Raw genomic sequence first — 18174 nt, forward strand, 5'->3', positions numbered from 1 at the left:
TTTCGCTCCTTACTCCGAATTCGCTCCCCTTACTCCGATTTTCCAATCCCCCCCGTACTCCAAATCCACCCCCAATCCCCCTCACTCCTCCCCCTCAACGGAAATCCGGAAAAGAAAAGAAAAACTGCAGTCAAGGGAGCCTTGCGCCCATTTGTCTGCAGTCTGTCTGTTCCCAAAAAAGAACAGGCCCTCAATAGGACCTGTTCCTTTTTCACATATTATTAAGCATTGACGGTTTCGGACTGATGGCGAACCAGGTAATCAAAGGCGCTGAGAGAAGCGGTGGCGCCGGTTCCCATCGAGATGATGATCTGCTTGAACGCGCTGTCCGAGCAGTCTCCCGCTGCAAACACGCCCGGCACGTTTGTCGCACCGCGCTTGTCGACAATGATTTCGCCTGCCCGGTTGCGTTCAATCGTGTCACCGAGCCAGTCCGTGTTCGGCACGAGACCGATTTGGACAAACACGCCGGCGAGTGCGATGTGGTGCTCTTCACCGGTCGAGCGGTCGATGTAGGAAATTCCGTTCACTTTGTCGGTCCCGGTGATTTCCGTCGTCTGGGCGTTTGTCAGGATCGTGACGTTCGGCAGGCTGTTCAGCCGTTCCTGAAGGACGGAATCGGCTTTCAGCTCGGCGCCGAATTCCAGGACGGTCACGTGGTTCGTGATCCCGGCGAGGTCAATGGCTGCTTCAACCCCGGAGTTGCCGCCGCCGACGACCGCCACGTCCTTGCCTTCAAAGAGCGGGCCGTCACAGTGCGGGCAGTAGGCAACGCCTTTGTTGCGGAACTCTGCCTCACCCTGGACGCCGATGTTGCGCCAGCGTGCACCGGTCGCGAGAATGACGGATTTGCTCTTGAGCACCGCTCCGTTTTCAAGCTCGATTTCGATGAGGTCTTTCTTCTCGAGGCGCTTGGCACGCTGAAGATTCATGATATCGACATTGTAGTCTTTCACATGCTCTTCCAGGCCGGCCGCAAGTTTCGGACCTTCCGTGTGCTTTACGCTGATGAAGTTCTCGATCGCGGCCGTATCAAGGATCTGGCCGCCGAAGCGTTCTGCCACGACGCCGGTCCGGATGCCTTTGCGCGCCGCATAGATCGCCGCGCTTGCACCGGCCGGTCCGCCGCCGACAACGAGCACGTCAAACGGCTCTTTGTCTTCGAATTCGGATGCGTCGGCGCCGCTGCCGAGTTCCGCCAGGATTTCCTCCAGCGTCTTGCGTCCGTTTGTGAACGGTTCGCCGTTGAGGAACGCCGTCGGAACCGCCATGATGTTCTTGCGCTCGACTTCATCCTTGAAGACGGCGCCGTCAATCATCGTGTGGGTGATGTTCGGGTTCAGCACGCTCATCGTGTTCAGCGCCTGAACCACTTCAGGGCAGTTCTGGCAAGTGAGGCTGATGTACGTCTCAAAATGGAGCTCGTCCTTAATGTTCTTCACTTGATCGATCACTTTCGCATCGACTTTCGGCGCCCTGCCGCTCACTTGCAGCAGCGCAAGGACAAGTGAAGTGAACTCATGGCCGAGCGGAGTACCGGCAAAGACGATGCCGGTTTCCTCTCCCGGACGGTTGACACTGAAGCTCGGGGTCCTGTCCAGCTCCGCCTTCTCCACTTTGATGCGGGAAGACATGGCGGCCAGTTCATCCGTGAGCTCCAGCATGTTCAGGGATGCCTTTTCAGAATCCGCGCTCACCTTGAGGACGACGTCGCCCTCCATCAGTTCCAGGTACTGGGCCAGTTGCTGTTTGATGTCTTTATCTAGTGCCATGCGATCGTCTCCTTAGATTTTGCCTACGAGGTCAAGGCTTGGCTTGAGTGTTTCTTCGCCTTCCTGCCATTTTGCAGGGCAAACTTCGCCCGGGTTTTTGCGAACGTATTGTGCCGCTTTGATCTTGTTCACGAGCGTGCTTGCGTCACGGCCGATGCCGTCTGCATTGATCTCTGCCGCCTGGACAACGCCGTCCGGATCGATGATGAATGTTCCGCGCTGCGCAAGGCCAGCTTCTTCATCAAGAACGTCGAAGCTGCGGGAAATCTGGTGGGACGGGTCGCCGATCATGATGTATTCGAGCGTGCTGATTGCGTCGGAGTGGTCATGCCAAGCTTTGTGAGTGAAGTGCGTGTCGGACGAAACCGAGTAAACTTCAACGCCGAGGTCTTTCAGCGTCGCGTACTCTTTCTGAAGATCGCTCAGTTCAGTCGGGCAGACGAACGTGAAGTCTGCAGGGTAGAAGCAGACGATGCTCCACTGGCCTTGCATGTTTTCATCCGATACCTCGATGAACTCGCCTGTGCCTGCATGGTACGCCTGTGCTTTGAATGGTTCGATTTTCTTGTTGATAAGGGACATTTGTCAATTCCTCCTGTTGGTATGTATTTATAGTATGACCGGACGGATGTGCGTCCATTCAAACTATAATTATTCTAATCACATACTCATTATTATATGATTCAGCGTGTAAGTCAACCTCTTTGCTTCTGATTCGGCGAAAGACATGAATTGTTCAAAAAGCCGCCAACAACCGGTCAAACCTGCATTCGCTCCGTCCTTCCGCCTCCCGGTGGCCCAATGCCCCGCTTCTTCGTCCGACGCGTTCCGCTCATCCCGCCGATTATCAACTGATTCTCTTTCTTATCAGTTGCCCGCCAGGCGATCAAAGAAGCGCCGCCCCGTTTTATCAGGGCGGCGCCGAAATCATTATTGCTCGTCCGGATCGTTTCTCGCATCTTCGTGCGTCTTGTGGACGGTGCCCGGCTTGTGGTCCGGATCCGCATAGATGGAGTAAATCTTCAGCGGCTCATCGCCCTTGTTTGTGATGTTGTGCCAAGTGTTCGCCGGAACGAGGATCACATCATCATCCCCGACTTCCTTTTCGAAGTTCAGATTATCTTCCGCAGGTCCCATCTGGCAAAGTCCCTTCCCGCTTTCAATCCGCAGGAACTGGTCGATGCCCTTGTGGATCTCGAGGCCGACGTCATCCCCCGCCGGTATGCTCATGAGCGTCACCTGGAGCTTCTCGCCCGTCCAGATCGTTGTCCGGAAGTTGTCGTTTTGCAGTGTCGCCTCTTCAATGTTCAGTACGTACGGTTCTTTTCCGTGGTCTTTGAAATCAATCGTCATCGAAAAATCCCTCCCTGCCTATCTATACACTTGTCCGCAAAAATTAAACTCTTCCGCGGTCCGTCAATGAACAAAGCGCCCCCCAAAAGGGACGGCGCTCAGTTCAGGTTCATCGGACACAGAACGATGATGCGGTATGGGACAGTTTGGGCGGGGATGCTTCTCGTTGACGGGCCATACAGCACGATTAAATCACGGTTTGCCGGATACTTTGTAAAAAGCTGCCCGTTCGTCGACAACACCAAAGTCGCCGGGGACAGATTGAGTTTCAGCATTTGGTCGCTGCTCACCAATTGGCTGTCAAAGTGAGCGACTTTTACATTCTGTGCCGGATTATCTTTCACCATGACAAGCGCCGGATACTGCGGAGGGTAAATCAGGATTGCCGGTAAATCCCCGTCATAATAACCTGTCACCTGATCTCCCACGCGGATGATTTCATGGTCCACGAAATAAGTGGACGGCGAAACGACAAAGTTTACGATGGAACCGAATCCATTCTCCATTGTAAACAGTTGATGGCAACCTTCGCTTCCGGGATTTATACCAAAGTCACTGATTGCAGTGACCGTGCCTTGAAATGCATAGAAATTTATCATGTCATGACGTCCCTCCAATAACAAGATGAGGACTACTGTTCATCTGTGATTCCCAAGAGCCTCCTGACCACGTTCACATATGGTTCCTTAGGATACTCATTATACAAAGAGCTGGCGATGCGGACCGGATCACCGAAAAAGTACCGTTCATACTGCATTCCCCTCGTTCCGAACGAACTCATCGTCAAATCCCAGGCCAGCCGGAAAATCTTCACCCGTTCTTCGGCGGATCTCGTGGCACCTTGAAGATAGAGATCAAGGTCCGGCCTGATGCCGGAATGGAAAGCGGTCTCGGTCGGAATCGTAATCATTCCGCTGGCTCCGATGATCTGGATGATCTCAGTGAAGCGCGGATACAGCTTTGGAAACACGGCACTTGCCGTATTCAGCGGAATCACATTTGGCCTCATCACGCCAAATTCATCGATGGCAGCATGGTTTTCCGCCTTCTCCAGCAATGCCTTCATGGTTTCAAGGCCTATAATGATCTCCGATACTTTTTCCTGTATATGCTGGTAGCCATCCACCTTGATGGTTTCGGACAATAACTGGGCGAGCCCTAAAATAAATTCGGTCTTCACAATTTGCCGTGTCACGACTTGATGCTTGGCAAATGCGTGAAAAGAACTACGCTTGATGAATTCTTCAGCCACTTCACCATCATTGTAATAGAACACCCGGTCCCAAGGGACCAAAACATTGTCGAACACGACAACTGAATCCATTTCCTCGTATCGCGAGCTTAATGGATGATTGAACGGCGAGGACCCTCCGATGAATGTGTCCCGGCAAATGAATTTCAACCCCTTCGCATTGGATGGGATTGAAAATGCAAATGCCTCGTCTTCATTGAATAGGAATTTGCCGACACTAAAAACAAGGACCTCATCGGTCAATCCGCCCTGTGTGGCGAGTAAACGCGCACCTTTGATGACAATCCCGTCCGGTTTCACATCCACCACTTTCGCAGCGATGGGTTCTTTGCTGGTTTCGACATAGATTTGGGAGCGGTTTACCTGCGGACTGACGAATGTATGAGTGAACGATAAGTCCTTTTCCCTGGCCTGTTTATAAAACGCAACAAGATTTTGCGGATAACTATTTTCCTTGCCCTCCAAAAAACCGGCGCAAGAAGCAAAGCTCATCAAGACAGAGTTCAAGTAATCGGGACTTCTCCCCATCATCCCGAAGCTTTGGGCAGCCCAATGTTCCATCATTTCCCGTCTTCTTTTCAGATCTCCCATGCTTTTTGGCTGCATATACGACAGTCCGATCGGATCACCTGTTTCAGGCGAACGAAACGTCATCTTGTCTTTGAACCGGGGATCGAGTTGCATATCGTAGAGAGCCGCTTTTTCCCGGATGATTCCCTTGAACACAGGGTGACTGGAAATCGGCCCTTCCACTTTTTTGCCGTCCAGCCAGATTTCATTGTTCAGGCTGTCAATTCGCTCGATGTACGCCTTCCCGTTGATGGCTCCCACTTGGTCACTCCTAATCAAAGTCTGGAGGCGATAGCACCGGATGGCCGCCCTTTCTATGCTATGCATCAGCCCGCTATTCCTGAACCCCGGAAAATTAAGCGGACATTGAAAATCATTGTGGTATTTCGTACTTTCCCTCTCCTGCAGCCGGCACTTTATGCATCCACCCGTCGGCAGATTGAGAGATTTGAACTATTGGAATGCTGCGGTTCATTGTTACACTAAGATAGGAGATCCACCCGTTGGATCAAACATCATTCAAGATAAATGGGGATTTGAGATGCTAAGGATTTTGAAAATCGCCGGGGCTTTCGTCGGCGTCATTGTCGGTGCAGGCTTTGCATCCGGTCAAGAGGTTTTGCAGTACTTCACCAGCTTTGGCTACAAGGGGACGATTGCAGCAGTCGTCGCGACTGCGCTGTTCGCCTATCTCGGAATGATCTTGACGAATATCGGAAGCCGGTTGAAGGCAGATTCACATAAAACCGCCATTTATGAAATCAGCGGGCGCTATCTTGGCGTGATTGTGGATGCCATCATCATCTTCACCCTGTTCGGTGTCGGCGTCGTAATGATCGCGGGCGCGGGGGCAACGGTCCATCAGCAATTCGGTCTGCCTGTTTTTGTCGGCAGTCTCATCATGTCGGTCCTTGTGATCCTTGCCATGATGCTCAAGATTGATAAGGTGATCGCGGTGATCGCGAGCATCACCCCGTTCCTCCTCGTGTTCATTGTCATCATTTCGGTGTACAGCATGAGCACGATGGACGCATCATTTGCTGCACTGAACGCGGTCGCCGAAAGTCAGGAAAAGTCGTTTCCGAACTGGTTGGTCTCTGCGATCAACTATGTCTCCTTCAACATCGCGGTCGGAGCCGGAATGGCATTGATGACAGGAGGATCGGAAAAGAATCCGCGGATCGCGGGCTTCGGCGGACTGCTCGGCGGACTGGCCATCGGCGTGATGATCATCCTGTCCCACTTCGCCATCTTCGCCAAAATCGAAGAAGTGGCATCGTATGACCTGCCGTTGCTGAAAATTGTGGAGGACATTTCACCTGTCCTCGCGATCCTGATGTCCATCGTCCTGTTCGGGATGATCTTCAATACGGCGCTCGGGATGTTCTACGGATTTGTCGCCAGATTCTTTGAAATGGACACGAAAAAAGCCCATACGGCGACGATCATCACCGTGGCCATCGGATTCGTCCTGAGCTTTGTCGGCTTCACCACACTGGTTTCCAAGTTCTACTCACTGATCGGCTATCTGGGGCTGTTCCTGATGGTGGCCCTCATTTACGCGCCGTTCAAGCTGAAGCGGGAAGGTAAATAATCCTGATATCCGAAAAGGCCCCTCCTCCATATCGCATGGAGGAAGGGCCTTTCTTGATTGCTAAAGAGGGATAAGTTCACCGTCCTTGGGTGATGATGCGCCGTAGTCAGATTCATTACAGATATTCAGGGGATTGCAATCTGTTTACAATCAAATTAAGAATCGCTCATATCGGCCTTTTTCCAAAGGTTTTCCTTTATAATGCGATGATACACTTCCATGGAAGGAGATCGTTATTCATGAAAAAAATGATGTTCATTATAATGACCAGCTTTTTGGCTGTTGCTTTGGCGGCCTGCGGAGGAAATGACGAAAGCAAGGGAACCGCCAATGCCGATCAGGCTGCAACAGCGGAAAACGATCAGCAGAAGCAAATGGAAGACATGCAAAAGAAACTGGAAGCACAGCAAGTCGATGAAAAGAAAACCGTAGCCGTCGTGAATGACCAGGAAATTCTGGGGAGCGAATACAATGGCGCTTTGGCGTCTTCACAGGGACAAATGCAGCAAATGGGGCAAGACCCGACGTCCAAAGAAGCGGCCGAGCAATTAAAAAGCCAAACACTCGACAACTTGGTCGGACAGACTCTTATTCTGCAAGAGGCCGATAAAAAGGGCTATCAGGCTTCAAAGTCCGATATCGATCAGCGGCTGGACGAAGTGAAGGGACAATTTAAAACCGAAAAAGAATTCAAAGCCGCGCTCGATGAATCGGGCATGGATTTGAAATCACTTCAAACTCAAATCGCCGAAGACCTTAAATTCCGTCAGTATGTGGAGAAAGAAGTGCCGGCAGGTGATATCACCGATGAAGAAATCCAAAAAACCTATGATCAATATGCGGAACAAGCAAAGGGTGCAGGTCAGGAAGTTCCAAAGCTTGAGGAAATGAAACCACAGATCAAGCAATCCCTCCAGCAGCAAAAGCAGCAGGAACAACTCGTTCAGCAAGTTGAAAAGCTGAAGGAACATGCGAAAATCGATATCAAGATATAAGAGATGCACAAAAGAGGTCAACCGTTCTCCGTGGTTGACCTTTTCTTTTGCCCCTTTCAAGCGGCAGCCCGGCACAAAGACTGGAATGGCGACTGCTTCAAAGCTCAAAAAACCTCCCCGGATTTTTCCGGGGAGGTTAAGGAAATGCAACTCTTACATCATGCCCATGCCGCCCATGTCCGGCATGCCGCCGCCTGCTGCAGGCGGTTCCGGAATGTCTGCGACAACTGCTTCCGTCGTGAGGAAGAGAGCTGCAACGGATGCGGCGTTCTGAAGCGCATAGCGCGTCACTTTCGTCGGGTCGACGATGCCGGCATCGGTCATGTTCACCCAAGTGCCTTCTGCTGCGTTGAAGCCAATGCCGACTTCTTCGCGCTTCAGGCGGTCTACGACGATCGAGCCTTCGAGGCCCGCGTTTTCTGCGATCTGGCGGACCGGCTCTTCAAGTGCGCGGAGGACGATCTTGACGCCGGTTGCGACGTCGCCTTCGGAGCTTTCCTGCAGTTCGGCCACTTTGTTGTAGACGTTGACGAGCGCCGTGCCGCCGCCGGAGACGATGCCTTCTTCAACGGCTGCGCGCGTTGCGTTCAGGGCATCCTCGATGCGGAGTTTGCGTTCTTTCAATTCAGTTTCGGTCGCTGCGCCGACTTTGATGACTGCCACGCCGCCTGCAAGTTTCGCCAGGCGTTCCTGGAGCTTCTCTTTGTCAAACTCGGAAGTTGTTTCTTCCACTTGTGCACGGATCTGGTTCACGCGGCCGGCGATGTTGTCCTGGTCCCCGCTGCCTTCAACAATGGTCGTGTTGTCTTTGGACACGACGATTTTCGCAGCACGGCCAAGCTGTGTCACGTCAGCCGACTTCAGCTCGAGGCCGAGGTCTTCCGTGATCACTTGACCGCCCGTGAGGATGGCGATGTCTTCGAGCATGGCCTTGCGGCGGTCGCCGAAGCCAGGTGCCTTGACCGCCACGACATTGAATGTACCGCGGAGCTTGTTGAGCACGAGTGTGGCGAGTGCTTCGCCTTCCACGTCTTCAGCGATCATGAGGAGCGGACGTCCCTGCTGGACAACCTGCTCGAGCACAGGAAGGATTTCCTGGATGTTGGAAATTTTCTTGTCCGTGATGAGGATGTACGGGTTCTCAAGAACCGCTTCCATCTTCTCGGAATCGGTCACCATGTAAGGCGACGCATAGCCGCGGTCAAACTGCATTCCTTCCACGACGTCGAGTTCCGTTGCGAAGCCCTTCGACTCTTCAATCGTGATGACGCCGTCGTTGCCGACACGTTCCATCGCTTCTGCAATCAGTTCACCGACTTCATCGTCTCCGGAAGAAATGGCCGCAACCTGTGCGATCGATTCCTTGCCCTGGATTTCTGTGGAGATGTTCTTCAGTTCTTCGACAGCCGTATCGACCGCCTGTTCGATCCCTTTTCGGATGCCGACAGGGTTCGCGCCGGCCGTCACGTTTTTGAGTCCTTCACGGATCATTGCCTGTGCAAGGACAGTAGCAGTCGTCGTTCCGTCACCGGCCACGTCGTTTGTTTTCGAAGCGACTTCGGAAACGAGCTTCGCGCCCATGTTTTCAAACGCGTCTTCGAGTTCGATTTCTTTTGCAATCGTCACGCCGTCGTTCGTGATGAGCGGCGATCCGAAGCTTTTTTGGAGTACAACGTTGCGGCCTTTAGGCCCAAGTGTCACTTTCACCGCATCAGCCAGTTTGTCCACGCCTTTGAGCATGAGGCTGCGTGCATCTTCGTTGAACTTGATTTCCTTTGCCATCGATGAGTCCCTCCTGATAATCAGTCATTGTTCATGTAATAAAACCCGGTTTCAATCCATCCGGCCGGCAAATCAGCCGAGGATGGCCAGTACGTCGTTTTCGCGCAGGATGAGGTATTCTTCCCCGCCGTATTTCACTTCGGTGCCTGCATATTTGGAGAAGATGATGTGGTCGCCCTCTTTGACTTCCAGGTCCACTTTCGTGCCGTTGTCGAGGTAGCGGCCGGTGCCGACTGCGATGACTTTGCCTTCCTGTGGCTTTTCCTTTGCGGAATCCGGAAGTACAATGCCGCTCGAAGTAGTTTCTTCCGCTTCGATCAATTCAATGATGATGCGATCACCCAATGGTTTCAACACGTGAAACACCCTCCTCTGAATCTGTCGATGATTGTCGTTTATTAGCACTCGGTAATTAGGAGTGCTAACACAAGTATTATAATAATCAATGCGCTTACATTTTGCAAGCGGAACGCCCGAGGTTCCCTCTTTGAAGTTTCGATCCCTTCCCTCTACAATCAAGTTATGGGAACCCTGCTTGGAGAAAGGATTCTGACCTTGAAAAAACGCCATACTTCACTTTGGATATTTCTCGTTTACGTCGCCGCCCAGCTGTCCGGAAAGCCGGCACTGGACCTGATCATCCCCCGGCTCATCGCGGCCGGAAGAGAACAGCAGGAAGCGGTCCTGCTCGCAACCGGATGGTGGATCTTCATTTCGTTCGGCGTCGCCGTGGCGGCGACGCTGCTGATCGCCCGCTCGGATCGAACCTATTTCCTGACGCCCAAAGGAACAAAAACCCATCTCGGGATTGCCGTCCTCCTCGGCACCGCCGGATTCTTAATGGTGTTGTTCGCCCAGGGACTGGCCGGCGTGATCGAAAAATGGATCGGCATCGAAGCCGGATCCGAGAACACCGCCGCGCTCGTCACGGTGGCGGACGTGGCGCCGCCTGCCATATTCGCGATCGTCTTTTTCGCCCCGATCCTGGAAGAATTCATTTTCCGGAGAATCGTTTTCGGCGCGCTCGTCGACCGGACCAACTTCTTCGTCGCGGCCGCCGTGAGCTCGGTCGCGTTTGCGGCGATGCACATGGAGTTCACGCACATCCTGCTTTACGCGGCATCCGGCTTCGTCTTCGCCTTCCTCTACCACCGGACAAAGCGGCTCATCACCTCGATCATCGCCCATATGCTGCTGAACGGATTCGTCATGACGATCCAGCTCAACATCGACAAGATCCAGCGGTTCATCGAAAAGATGGAAAAGCTTTCGAACATGCAATAACCAGCGCAGGCAAGGGGAATTCTTCGACTGATGGAGTTTGCACAACCACTTGGACACAATCAAAAAACGCCTCCCGCGGACTCAGTCCGTGTGGAGGCGCTTTTGTTGTTCCTCGAGAATGCGTTCGCGTTCTGCCTGCATTTCTTCCTGCTGGCGTTTCTGTTCGGCCTTCAGGAACTTCCGGTAGCCGGCGCGCGAGATGAGCACGCTGATCTCATACAGGGCGATGAGCGGAACCGTCGTGAACATGTGCGAAAACAAATCGGGCGGCGTGATGAACGCCGCGAGCACGAACAGCCCGAACCAGGCGAACTTCCGGAACTTCACGAGCAGCATCGGATCCAGCACGCCGAGCCTGGAGAAGAACAGCAGGACGACCGGCAGCTGGAACACGATCCCGAACGGCAGCGTGATCTGGAACAGGAAGTTGAAGTATTCATTGACCCCGATCGTCTGCTGGATGTCCAGGTTCACCGACAGATTCGTCATGAACGAAATCAGGTACGGGAACAGGACAAAATACGAGAACGAAATCCCCGCGATGAACAGCAGGAAAGCGAACGGGATGTAGCTGAGCGTCACCCGCCGCTCCGTCTCCGACAGTCCCGGGGCGACGAACGCCCAGAGCTGGTAAAGGATGACCGGCGAGGTGAGCACGATGGCGATGAAGATGATCACCTTCAGATAGATGAACATCGGATCGGCCACGCTGAACGCGTTGAGCGTGAACCGCTTCGCCTCGTCACTGTTTTGCAGGAACTGGATGATCGGGCTTGCGAGAAAGAAGCCGCCGATGATCGCAATAACAAAGAAAACGACGATCACCATCAGCCGTTTTCTCAGTTCCTCTATATGTTCGATGATCGACAGTTGTTTATCATTCATAAAGGATGACTTCCTAACTCATGAGGCGTCTTATTTGACGTCTTTTTGTTCGGCAGCTTCTTTTTTGCTGTCCTCGTCATCATCTACGAGACCTTTTGTCGCGTTCTTGAACTCGCGCAGCGACGAACCGACCGCCTTGCCGAATTCAGGAAGCTTCTTTGGACCGAAGATGATCAAAGCGACGATGGCAATCAGCACAAGACTCATTGGACCTGGTGACATGCCGACACCTCCCTTGTTAATACATCAATTCTACACGATTTGCGCCCAAAACTCCATTTTTCCGGCAGGCAATTTATGTCGATTTTTCGTCATTGCGGATTGCATAGATGAGCGCCTGCATTTCGACGGACAAATCGATCGAATGAAGCCGTACTCCTTCCGGCACATTCAGGCGCACCGGCGCGAAGTTCAGGATGCCCTTGACGCCGAGCGCCGCCAGCCGGTCGGCCATTTCCTGCGCGGCCCTCGACGGCACCGTGAGAATGGCCATTTCAACGCTGTATTCCCCGAGCCGCTCCTCAAGTTGGTCCGGACGGAAAATCGGAATGTCGTTGACGACCGTCCCGCCGTCGGCCGCATTCGGGTCGAATGCCACGACAATCCGGGTATTGTGGTTTTTATGGAAATTATATTTCAAAAAAGCGTTGCCGAGACTGCCCACGCCGACGAGCGCCACATTGGTCGCCTCGTCCTGATCGAGCGTCTTCCGGAAAAACTGAAGCAGCGTCCGGACATCGTATCCATAGCCTTTTTTCCCGAGCGCCCCGAAATAGGAAAAGTCCCTCCGGATCGTTGCAGGATCGATTTTCATCGCCTCGCTCAGCTCCTGAGAAGAAACTCTCTCCTTGCCGGAGTTGGCGAACTTCTGGATGAACCGGTAATAAAGCGGAAGCCGCTTTGAGGTCGCCTGCGGGACTTTATGTGTTTTTTCGTCCATGTTTTCCTCCTGTGGAGCCTTCCTTCTTGAGCCGATTCCATCTTACAGCAGTCCCCCCTTCCTGTAAAGGCGAGCCGTTGCGCCGTGCGGTTCCATCGATTAAACTGGAGAAGAATAGAGGTGGAAATTTATGATCGTCCTTCAAGTGAACAACGTGACGAAATCATTCGCCGGGGAGGAGATCCTGTCCGGCGTCAAACTGGAAGTGCAGCACCGGGACCGGGTCGCGCTCGTCGGCCGCAACGGCGCCGGAAAATCGACACTCCTGAAAATCATCACCGGCGAGCTCAGCCGGGATGAAGGCGACATCATCATGCCGAAGGACGTGCGGATCGGCTATCTTGACCAGCACACCGGACTGGACTCCGGCCGGACGATCTGGGAAGAGATGATGACGATCTTCCAGCCGCTCCACGACATGGAGACTGAGCTCCGCTCGCTTGAACAGCGGATGGCCGACCCTGCCGTCTACGGCGACGAAGAGGCGTACCGGAAAGTGATGGAGGCCTACGACACCCTGCAGCACAAGTTCCAGGAGTCGGGCGGCTATCAATATGAGTCGGAAACGCGCTCCGTCCTGCACGGCATGAGATTTTACCTGGAAGACTACGACAAGAAGATCGATACCTTGTCGGGCGGCCAGCGCACACGCCTTGCCCTCGCGCGCCTCCTGCTTTCCGGACCCGACCTGCTCATCCTCGACGAACCGACCAACCACCTGGACATCGAGACGCTGTCCTGGCTGGAAAGGTATTTGCAGGGATACGAAGGGGCCATCCTCATCGTCTCCCATGACCGCTATTTCCTCGACCAGGTCGTGACGATCGTCTATGAAGTTTCCAGGCGGAAAGTGTCCCGGTATGTCGGCAACTACAGCGCTTATCTCGACCAGAAAGCGAAGAACTACGAACGGGACCGCAAACTGTACGAAAAACAGATGGATGAGAAAGCGAAGCTCGAAGATTTCGTCCAGAGGAACATCGCCCGGGCATCCACGACGAAAATGGCCCAGAGCCGGCGGAAGGTGCTCGAAAAAACCGACTGGATGGAATCACCGGACGGAGATGAAAAGTCCGCCGCCTTCACATTCGGCATCGACCGAAAGAGCGGGAACGATGTGCTGGCGGCGCATGACCTGGCCATCGGCTACGGCGGACAGCCGGTTTCCGAACATCTCGACTTCCGCGTGTACCGGCAGGACCGGATCGCCTTCATCGGGCCGAACGGCGTCGGCAAGTCGACTCTCCTGAAAACCATGACAGACCGGCTGCCGCCGCTGGCCGGAGAGATCGCCACCGGCACGAATGTCCAGTTCGGCTATTACGATCAGGAACAGGCCGAACTGACCGGCAACGGCACGGTGTTGCAAGAGATCTGGAACGAATGGCCGCTCATGAACGAAAAAGACGTCCGGACGCTGCTCGGCCGGTTTTTGTTCAGCGGGGACGATGTAACAAAGCCCGTCGCCTCCCTCTCCGGCGGGGAAAAGGCACGGCTTGCGCTCGCCAAGCTTGTGCTGGAAAAGTCCAACACGCTCGTTCTGGATGAACCGACCAACCACCTGGACCTCGACAGCAAAGAAGTGCTGGAAAACGCACTGCTCGACTATCCAGGCACGCTCCTGTTCGTGTCGCATGACCGCTATTTCATCAACCGGATTGCGACCAAGGTGATCGAATTGTCCCCGGAAGGATCCGAAGAGTTCCTCGGAGACTACGATTATTACATGGAGAAGAAAAAAGAACAGGAAGAGATCCTGCTGGAGATCGCCGCTGAACAGCAGGCCGCCGGTCCGCAGAAAACCGCGCCTGCCGGCGGCAAGCCGGTCCCCGAAAGCAAAGAACGCCAGCGGGAGCGCCGCCGCCTCCAGCGTGCGCTCGAGGAAGCCGAGCGGGAAATGGAAGAGCACGAATCCGATATCGCCCGCCTCGAGAAAGAACTGAACGACCCCGGCCATTCCGATGACCATGTGAAGCTGGCGGAGATCCAGGCTGAACTCGATCGCTCGAATGAATTGCATGAATCGTCGATGGAGCGGTGGATGGATCTCCAGGCATCACTTGAAGAAGCCTGATTCAATCGAAATGAAATGCCAAGGTGCTGCAGCCCTGTCTGCCGGCACCTTTTCCTATGAGTACGGAAAAGTTGAGAGTCACCGCCCACTTCTCCACAAACTTATTCACATGTCAGACCGCGCAATAACGGGATATACACACAGTTATGCACATTATCCACAGAGCACTTGGCCGTTTTACACACTTATTTTTCAAAAGCGGAGGATAAGTGATCTGTTTATTCAATACTTATGCACAAGTTATCCACAAATGTGCATAAGTACAGATGTTCCCTCTTGACAGCAAAAGCGGATTATGATGAAAAACAGAGGAGCTTGTCGAAAGACAAACTCCTCTGTTTTTGCTTATTTTTCTGATGGCCGTGCGGCTGCCCAGCTGAGCAATTCCATGCCCGGCCGGCCGTTCATCCGCAGATCGCTCCGGACTCCCGCCCGGTACATGGACGTGCCGGCAGCCGCAATCATCGCCGCATTGTCCGTGCAAAGTTTGAGGGGCGGAACGTGGAATCGGATGCCTTCCTCCTCAAGCGCTGCCGCCAGTGAATCCCTCAGTCCGCGGTTCGCCGCCACTCCGCCGGCTGCGATGACCTGGCGCACACCGTATTCTTTGGCCGCCCGCACTGTTTTGGCGGTGACCACGTCCACGACGCTTTCCTGGAAGCCCGCCGCGACTTTCGCTTTGTCGACGGGCTGTCCTTTCTGCTCGGCGTTATGGACGTAGTTGATCACGGCCGACTTGAGCCCGCTGAAGCTGAAATCATACGATCCCTCCTCGAGCCAGGCCCGGGGAAATTCGACTGCCCCGTCCGATTCATGCGCCAGCCGGTCGATGTGGGGCCCGCCCGGATAAGGCAGGCCGATCACACGGGCCACTTTGTCGTAGGCTTCCCCGGCCGCGTCGTCCCTCGTCTCGCCGATGAGCTCAAACGATCCGTCCCGCTCCATGAAGATCAGTTCGGTATGACCGCCGGAAATAATGAGCGCAACAAGCGGAAACTCCAACCCTCCGCCGAGCCGGTTTGCATACACATGCCCCGCGATATGATGGACGCCGATCACTGGAAGCCCGTTTGCGAACGCAAACGCCTTGGCCGCATTTACCCCGATCAGCAGGGCACCGACAAGGCCGGGCCCTTCCGTCACGGCCACTGCCGCCAGTTCTGCCGGCGTGAGATCCGCCTGTTTCAACGCTTCTTCGATGACGAGGGTGATCTGTTCGACGTGATGCCGGGAAGCGACTTCCGGAACAACACCGCCAAATCGCTTATGGCTTTCGATTTGGGAGGCCACGACATTGGAGACGATTTCCTCCCCGTTTTTGACGACGGAAGCCGCCGTCTCGTCACAACTCGTTTCGATTCCAAGAATATAAAGGTCTTTCATTCTGTCAACTCCGTCCACATGACGAGGGCATCTTCCCCGTTGTCTGTGTAATAACCGCGGCGGATTCCGCCTTCTTTGAAGCCGAGCTTGCGATAGAGATTCCGCGCCGGTTCGTTGGATACCCGCACTTCCAAAGTCATCGTGCGGGCGCCGCGGATTATCGCACGTCTCATCGTCTCCCGCATGAGCGCTTCTCCGATACCGGTTCCTCTATGCGAGGCGAGCACCGCCACGTTCGTAATATGGCTCTCATCGAGAATGAGCCACATGCCCGCATAGCCGATAACTTCTTCGCCCGCTTCCACCAAAACATAATAAGCATACTCATTGCGGAGCATCTCCTGCTCGAATGCTTCAAGCGACCACGGAGCTGGAAAGGCGTCCGTCTCCACCCGGTAAACCGCCGGAACATCCGCCAACACCATTTTGCGGAATGAGACCGGTGCCGAAGGTTTATCGCTCATGAGTGTCCTTCCCTTCCTGTGCTTTCCGCCAATTCGCTTCGGCCTCCGTGACCCGCCTGTACTCGGGCGTGAAGCGGTGCAGGTCCCCCGCAGGCGGAAGGTCCTGCGCCTCCTCGATCAAAAGGGAGGCGCGCGGAACGTCCTGCACGGCATGGGCACGGACGGCACGGTTTCCGAGAGCTTCTCTTGCCGCCTCCCAGTGCACATCCGCCCCGGGACCGAGGAAGATGACCTGCCCCCTCTCTTCCATGAGGCGCTCCAGCAGGTCGGAAAACGGCTGGTGCCGGTCTTCTTCCAGCGCCTCCAGCTTACCGGTGCCGCTGCGTTGATACAGCCCGGCAAATACATTGCCGCGCCGCGCATCGATCAGCGGACAAATCATCACGCCCGGCGCAAACACGTTCGCCGCCAGCACCTGCAGGCTCGACACGCCGGTCAGCGGCTTGCCGAGCGTCCAGGCGAGCGTCTTCGCGATCGTCACCCCGATTCGGACCCCTGTATAAGATCCGGGCCCTTCCGACACCGCCACGGCGTCCAGGTCTGCCGGTTGCAGACCCGCCCGCTGGAACAGCTCCTCCACGGCGGGCATTGCCCCTTCCGAATGATTGAGTCCCACTGCGGAATTCAGTTCCGCCAAAAGCTTTCCGTCCCGCACAATCGCCGCAGAAAGCGGCAGATTCGATGTATCCAATCCAAGCCAGATCATAATCCGATCTCCTTTACCAATGCCTCATAGCGGCTGCCGGACGGCCGGAAACAAAAGATCCGTCCGTCATCGCCGGACCGCCTGATTTCGATGTCCAGCCGCTCTTCCGGCAGCTCTTCTGATATATAACGGGCCCACTCGATCACCGACACCGCATCCCCGTAAAACAGCTCGTCCCATCCGAGATCTTCATCGCTGTCCGCGAGCCTGTACACATCCAGGTGATTCAGCGGCAACCGCCCTTCATATTGCTTCAGGATCGTGAACGTTGGACTGTTCACGGTCCTGCGGATCCCCAGCTCCTTCGCCAGGGACTGGGTGAACGTCGTCTTTCCCGCTCCCAGATCCCCCTCCAGCGTAATCACTTCTCCGCCCTTCAGCAATGAAGCCAGCCGCTGCGCCAATCTTTCCGTTTCCGGCAGCCCCGCCACTTTTATTGTATACTCCATCTTCTCACTCCACCTATCCGGCCGCCCGGGGCACTCTGCTGCCCCCGGTTTCGCCGAGCCATTCACTGACACAAGTGTACCGGAACCGAGGGAGCTTTTGAACTGATTTGAAATAAAACCTGTGGCGGACGAGGGCGGGAGGAGGCCGGGATTGCAGGAAGATCCGCCTGGAGAGCGGGATCCGTACGACTCGAGGGCGGATCCGTACGGTTCAAGGGTGAATGCGTACGACCCGGGGTGCTGCCTGTTTCACTCTTGGAAAGTGGAACCCGTACGACTCAGAGCCGGATCCGTACGGTTCAAGGGTGAATGCGTACGACTCGGGGACAGATCCGTACGACTCGCCTTGGAGAGTGGAGATTCCCCTCTTGGAAAGTGGAACCCGTACGACTCAGGGCCGGATCCGTACGGTTCAAGGGTCGATCCGTACGACTCAAGCCTCGATCCGTACGACTCGCCCTGGAGGGCGGAGATTTCCCTCTTGGAAAGTGGAACCCGTACGACTCGAGGGCGGATCCGTACGGTTCAAGGGTCGATCCGTACGACTCAAGCCTCGATCCGTACGACTCATCCGGATTTCCCTTTTTTACAGCACAAAAAAACGGCCCTACGTCAATTGTTGGGGTGAGGACATCGTCCTCACTCTTTTTTAGGCCACATGAATTTCCAAC

The 18174-nt window shown here is 54.6% G+C and carries 18 protein-coding genes; 4 read left to right on the forward strand and 14 right to left on the reverse strand.

Annotated elements, in window-relative coordinates; translation table 11 throughout:
- Positions 1 to 221: 221 nt before the first annotated feature.
- The 5 genes from ahpF to hpaB form a co-directional block, all read right to left on the reverse strand.
- Positions 222 to 1772 carry an alkyl hydroperoxide reductase subunit F gene (gene ahpF, locus ACFFIY_RS07910; RefSeq protein ID WP_354199345.1) on the reverse strand — a complete coding sequence of 517 codons (1551 nt, stop codon included), beginning with the start codon at positions 1770 to 1772 and terminating at the stop codon, positions 222 to 224.
- A 12-nt stretch (positions 1773 to 1784) separates the two neighbouring features.
- Positions 1785 to 2354, reverse strand: coding sequence for an alkyl hydroperoxide reductase subunit C (gene ahpC / locus ACFFIY_RS07915; protein WP_354199343.1), 570 nt, complete (start codon positions 2352 to 2354; stop codon positions 1785 to 1787).
- A 348-nt stretch (positions 2355 to 2702) separates the two neighbouring features.
- Entirely contained in the window at positions 2703 to 3125 is a 423-nt protein-coding gene (locus ACFFIY_RS07920) for a cupin domain-containing protein (RefSeq protein ID WP_040225129.1), read from the reverse strand.
- 98 nt (positions 3126 to 3223) lie between these two features.
- Positions 3224 to 3724, reverse strand: coding sequence for a hypothetical protein (locus tag ACFFIY_RS07925; RefSeq protein WP_354199340.1), 501 nt, complete (start codon positions 3722 to 3724; stop codon positions 3224 to 3226).
- A 32-nt stretch (positions 3725 to 3756) separates the two neighbouring features.
- Entirely contained in the window at positions 3757 to 5208 is a 1452-nt protein-coding gene (hpaB, locus tag ACFFIY_RS07930; RefSeq protein WP_354199338.1) for a 4-hydroxyphenylacetate 3-monooxygenase, oxygenase component, read from the reverse strand.
- A 280-nt stretch (positions 5209 to 5488) separates the two neighbouring features.
- Between hpaB and ACFFIY_RS07935 the strand changes: the two genes are divergently transcribed.
- Both ACFFIY_RS07935 and ACFFIY_RS07940 read left to right on the forward strand, forming a co-directional pair.
- The gene (locus ACFFIY_RS07935; RefSeq protein ID WP_354199336.1) at positions 5489 to 6541 is read left to right on the forward strand and encodes a YkvI family membrane protein; all 1053 of its coding nucleotides are present in this window, start codon (positions 5489 to 5491) and stop codon (positions 6539 to 6541) included.
- 239 nt (positions 6542 to 6780) lie between these two features.
- On the forward strand, positions 6781 to 7536 hold the full coding sequence (locus ACFFIY_RS07940; protein WP_354199334.1) for a SurA N-terminal domain-containing protein: 756 nt from the start codon (positions 6781 to 6783) through the stop codon (positions 7534 to 7536).
- Positions 7537 to 7689: 153 nt separating this feature from the next.
- Here ACFFIY_RS07940 and groL read toward each other — a convergent pair whose 3' ends face one another.
- Both groL and groES read right to left on the reverse strand, forming a co-directional pair.
- Complete coding sequence (gene groL / locus ACFFIY_RS07945; protein WP_040225152.1) at positions 7690 to 9318, reverse strand: chaperonin GroEL; 1629 nt, start codon at positions 9316 to 9318, stop codon at positions 7690 to 7692.
- Positions 9319 to 9390: 72 nt separating this feature from the next.
- A complete protein-coding gene (groES, locus tag ACFFIY_RS07950) occupies positions 9391 to 9675 on the reverse strand; it encodes a co-chaperone GroES (protein WP_040225155.1) in 285 nt (94 codons plus the stop codon).
- Positions 9676 to 9873: 198 nt separating this feature from the next.
- On the opposite strand from groES, the gene ACFFIY_RS07955 reads away from it, so the two are divergent.
- Positions 9874 to 10602, forward strand: a complete 729-nt coding sequence (locus ACFFIY_RS07955; protein WP_354199331.1) for a CPBP family intramembrane glutamic endopeptidase — start codon at positions 9874 to 9876, stop codon at positions 10600 to 10602.
- Positions 10603 to 10683: 81 nt separating this feature from the next.
- On the opposite strand, the gene tatC is transcribed toward ACFFIY_RS07955, so the two are convergent.
- The 3 genes from tatC to ACFFIY_RS07970 all read right to left on the reverse strand — a co-directional run bounded on the left by tatC (position 10684) and on the right by ACFFIY_RS07970 (position 12427).
- Entirely contained in the window at positions 10684 to 11487 is an 804-nt protein-coding gene (gene tatC, locus ACFFIY_RS07960) for a twin-arginine translocase subunit TatC (protein ID WP_354199329.1), read from the reverse strand.
- Positions 11488 to 11517: 30 nt separating this feature from the next.
- Positions 11518 to 11709, reverse strand: coding sequence for a twin-arginine translocase TatA/TatE family subunit (locus ACFFIY_RS07965; RefSeq protein WP_076759809.1), 192 nt, complete (start codon positions 11707 to 11709; stop codon positions 11518 to 11520).
- Between the two features lie 73 nt (positions 11710 to 11782).
- Complete coding sequence (locus tag ACFFIY_RS07970; protein WP_354199327.1) at positions 11783 to 12427, reverse strand: redox-sensing transcriptional repressor Rex; 645 nt, start codon at positions 12425 to 12427, stop codon at positions 11783 to 11785.
- Between the two features lie 130 nt (positions 12428 to 12557).
- Between ACFFIY_RS07970 and ACFFIY_RS07975 the strand changes: the two genes are divergently transcribed.
- Positions 12558 to 14501 (forward strand): ABC-F family ATP-binding cassette domain-containing protein, encoded by a 1944-nt coding sequence (locus ACFFIY_RS07975; RefSeq protein WP_354199325.1) that lies wholly within the window; start codon positions 12558 to 12560, stop codon positions 14499 to 14501.
- 345 nt (positions 14502 to 14846) lie between these two features.
- On the opposite strand, the gene tsaD is transcribed toward ACFFIY_RS07975, so the two are convergent.
- The 4 genes from tsaD to tsaE are packed head-to-tail and all read right to left on the reverse strand — an operon-like array spanning position 14847 to position 17503.
- Positions 14847 to 15884, reverse strand: coding sequence for a tRNA (adenosine(37)-N6)-threonylcarbamoyltransferase complex transferase subunit TsaD (gene tsaD, locus ACFFIY_RS07980; protein ID WP_354199323.1), 1038 nt, complete (start codon positions 15882 to 15884; stop codon positions 14847 to 14849).
- Positions 15881 to 16348, reverse strand: a complete 468-nt coding sequence (gene rimI, locus ACFFIY_RS07985; protein ID WP_354199321.1) for a ribosomal protein S18-alanine N-acetyltransferase — start codon at positions 16346 to 16348, stop codon at positions 15881 to 15883. The genes tsaD and rimI overlap by 4 nt, the downstream gene beginning before the upstream one ends.
- Positions 16338 to 17054 (reverse strand): tRNA (adenosine(37)-N6)-threonylcarbamoyltransferase complex dimerization subunit type 1 TsaB, encoded by a 717-nt coding sequence (tsaB, locus tag ACFFIY_RS07990; RefSeq protein WP_354199319.1) that lies wholly within the window; start codon positions 17052 to 17054, stop codon positions 16338 to 16340. The genes rimI and tsaB overlap by 11 nt, the downstream gene beginning before the upstream one ends.
- On the reverse strand, positions 17051 to 17503 hold the full coding sequence (gene tsaE / locus ACFFIY_RS07995; protein ID WP_354199317.1) for a tRNA (adenosine(37)-N6)-threonylcarbamoyltransferase complex ATPase subunit type 1 TsaE: 453 nt from the start codon (positions 17501 to 17503) through the stop codon (positions 17051 to 17053). The genes tsaB and tsaE overlap by 4 nt, the downstream gene beginning before the upstream one ends.
- Between the last annotated feature and the right edge of the window lie 671 nt (positions 17504 to 18174).

Source organism: Bhargavaea ullalensis, from assembly GCF_042432615.1.
Lineage (GTDB): Bacteria > Bacillota > Bacilli > Bacillales_A > Planococcaceae > Bhargavaea > Bhargavaea ullalensis.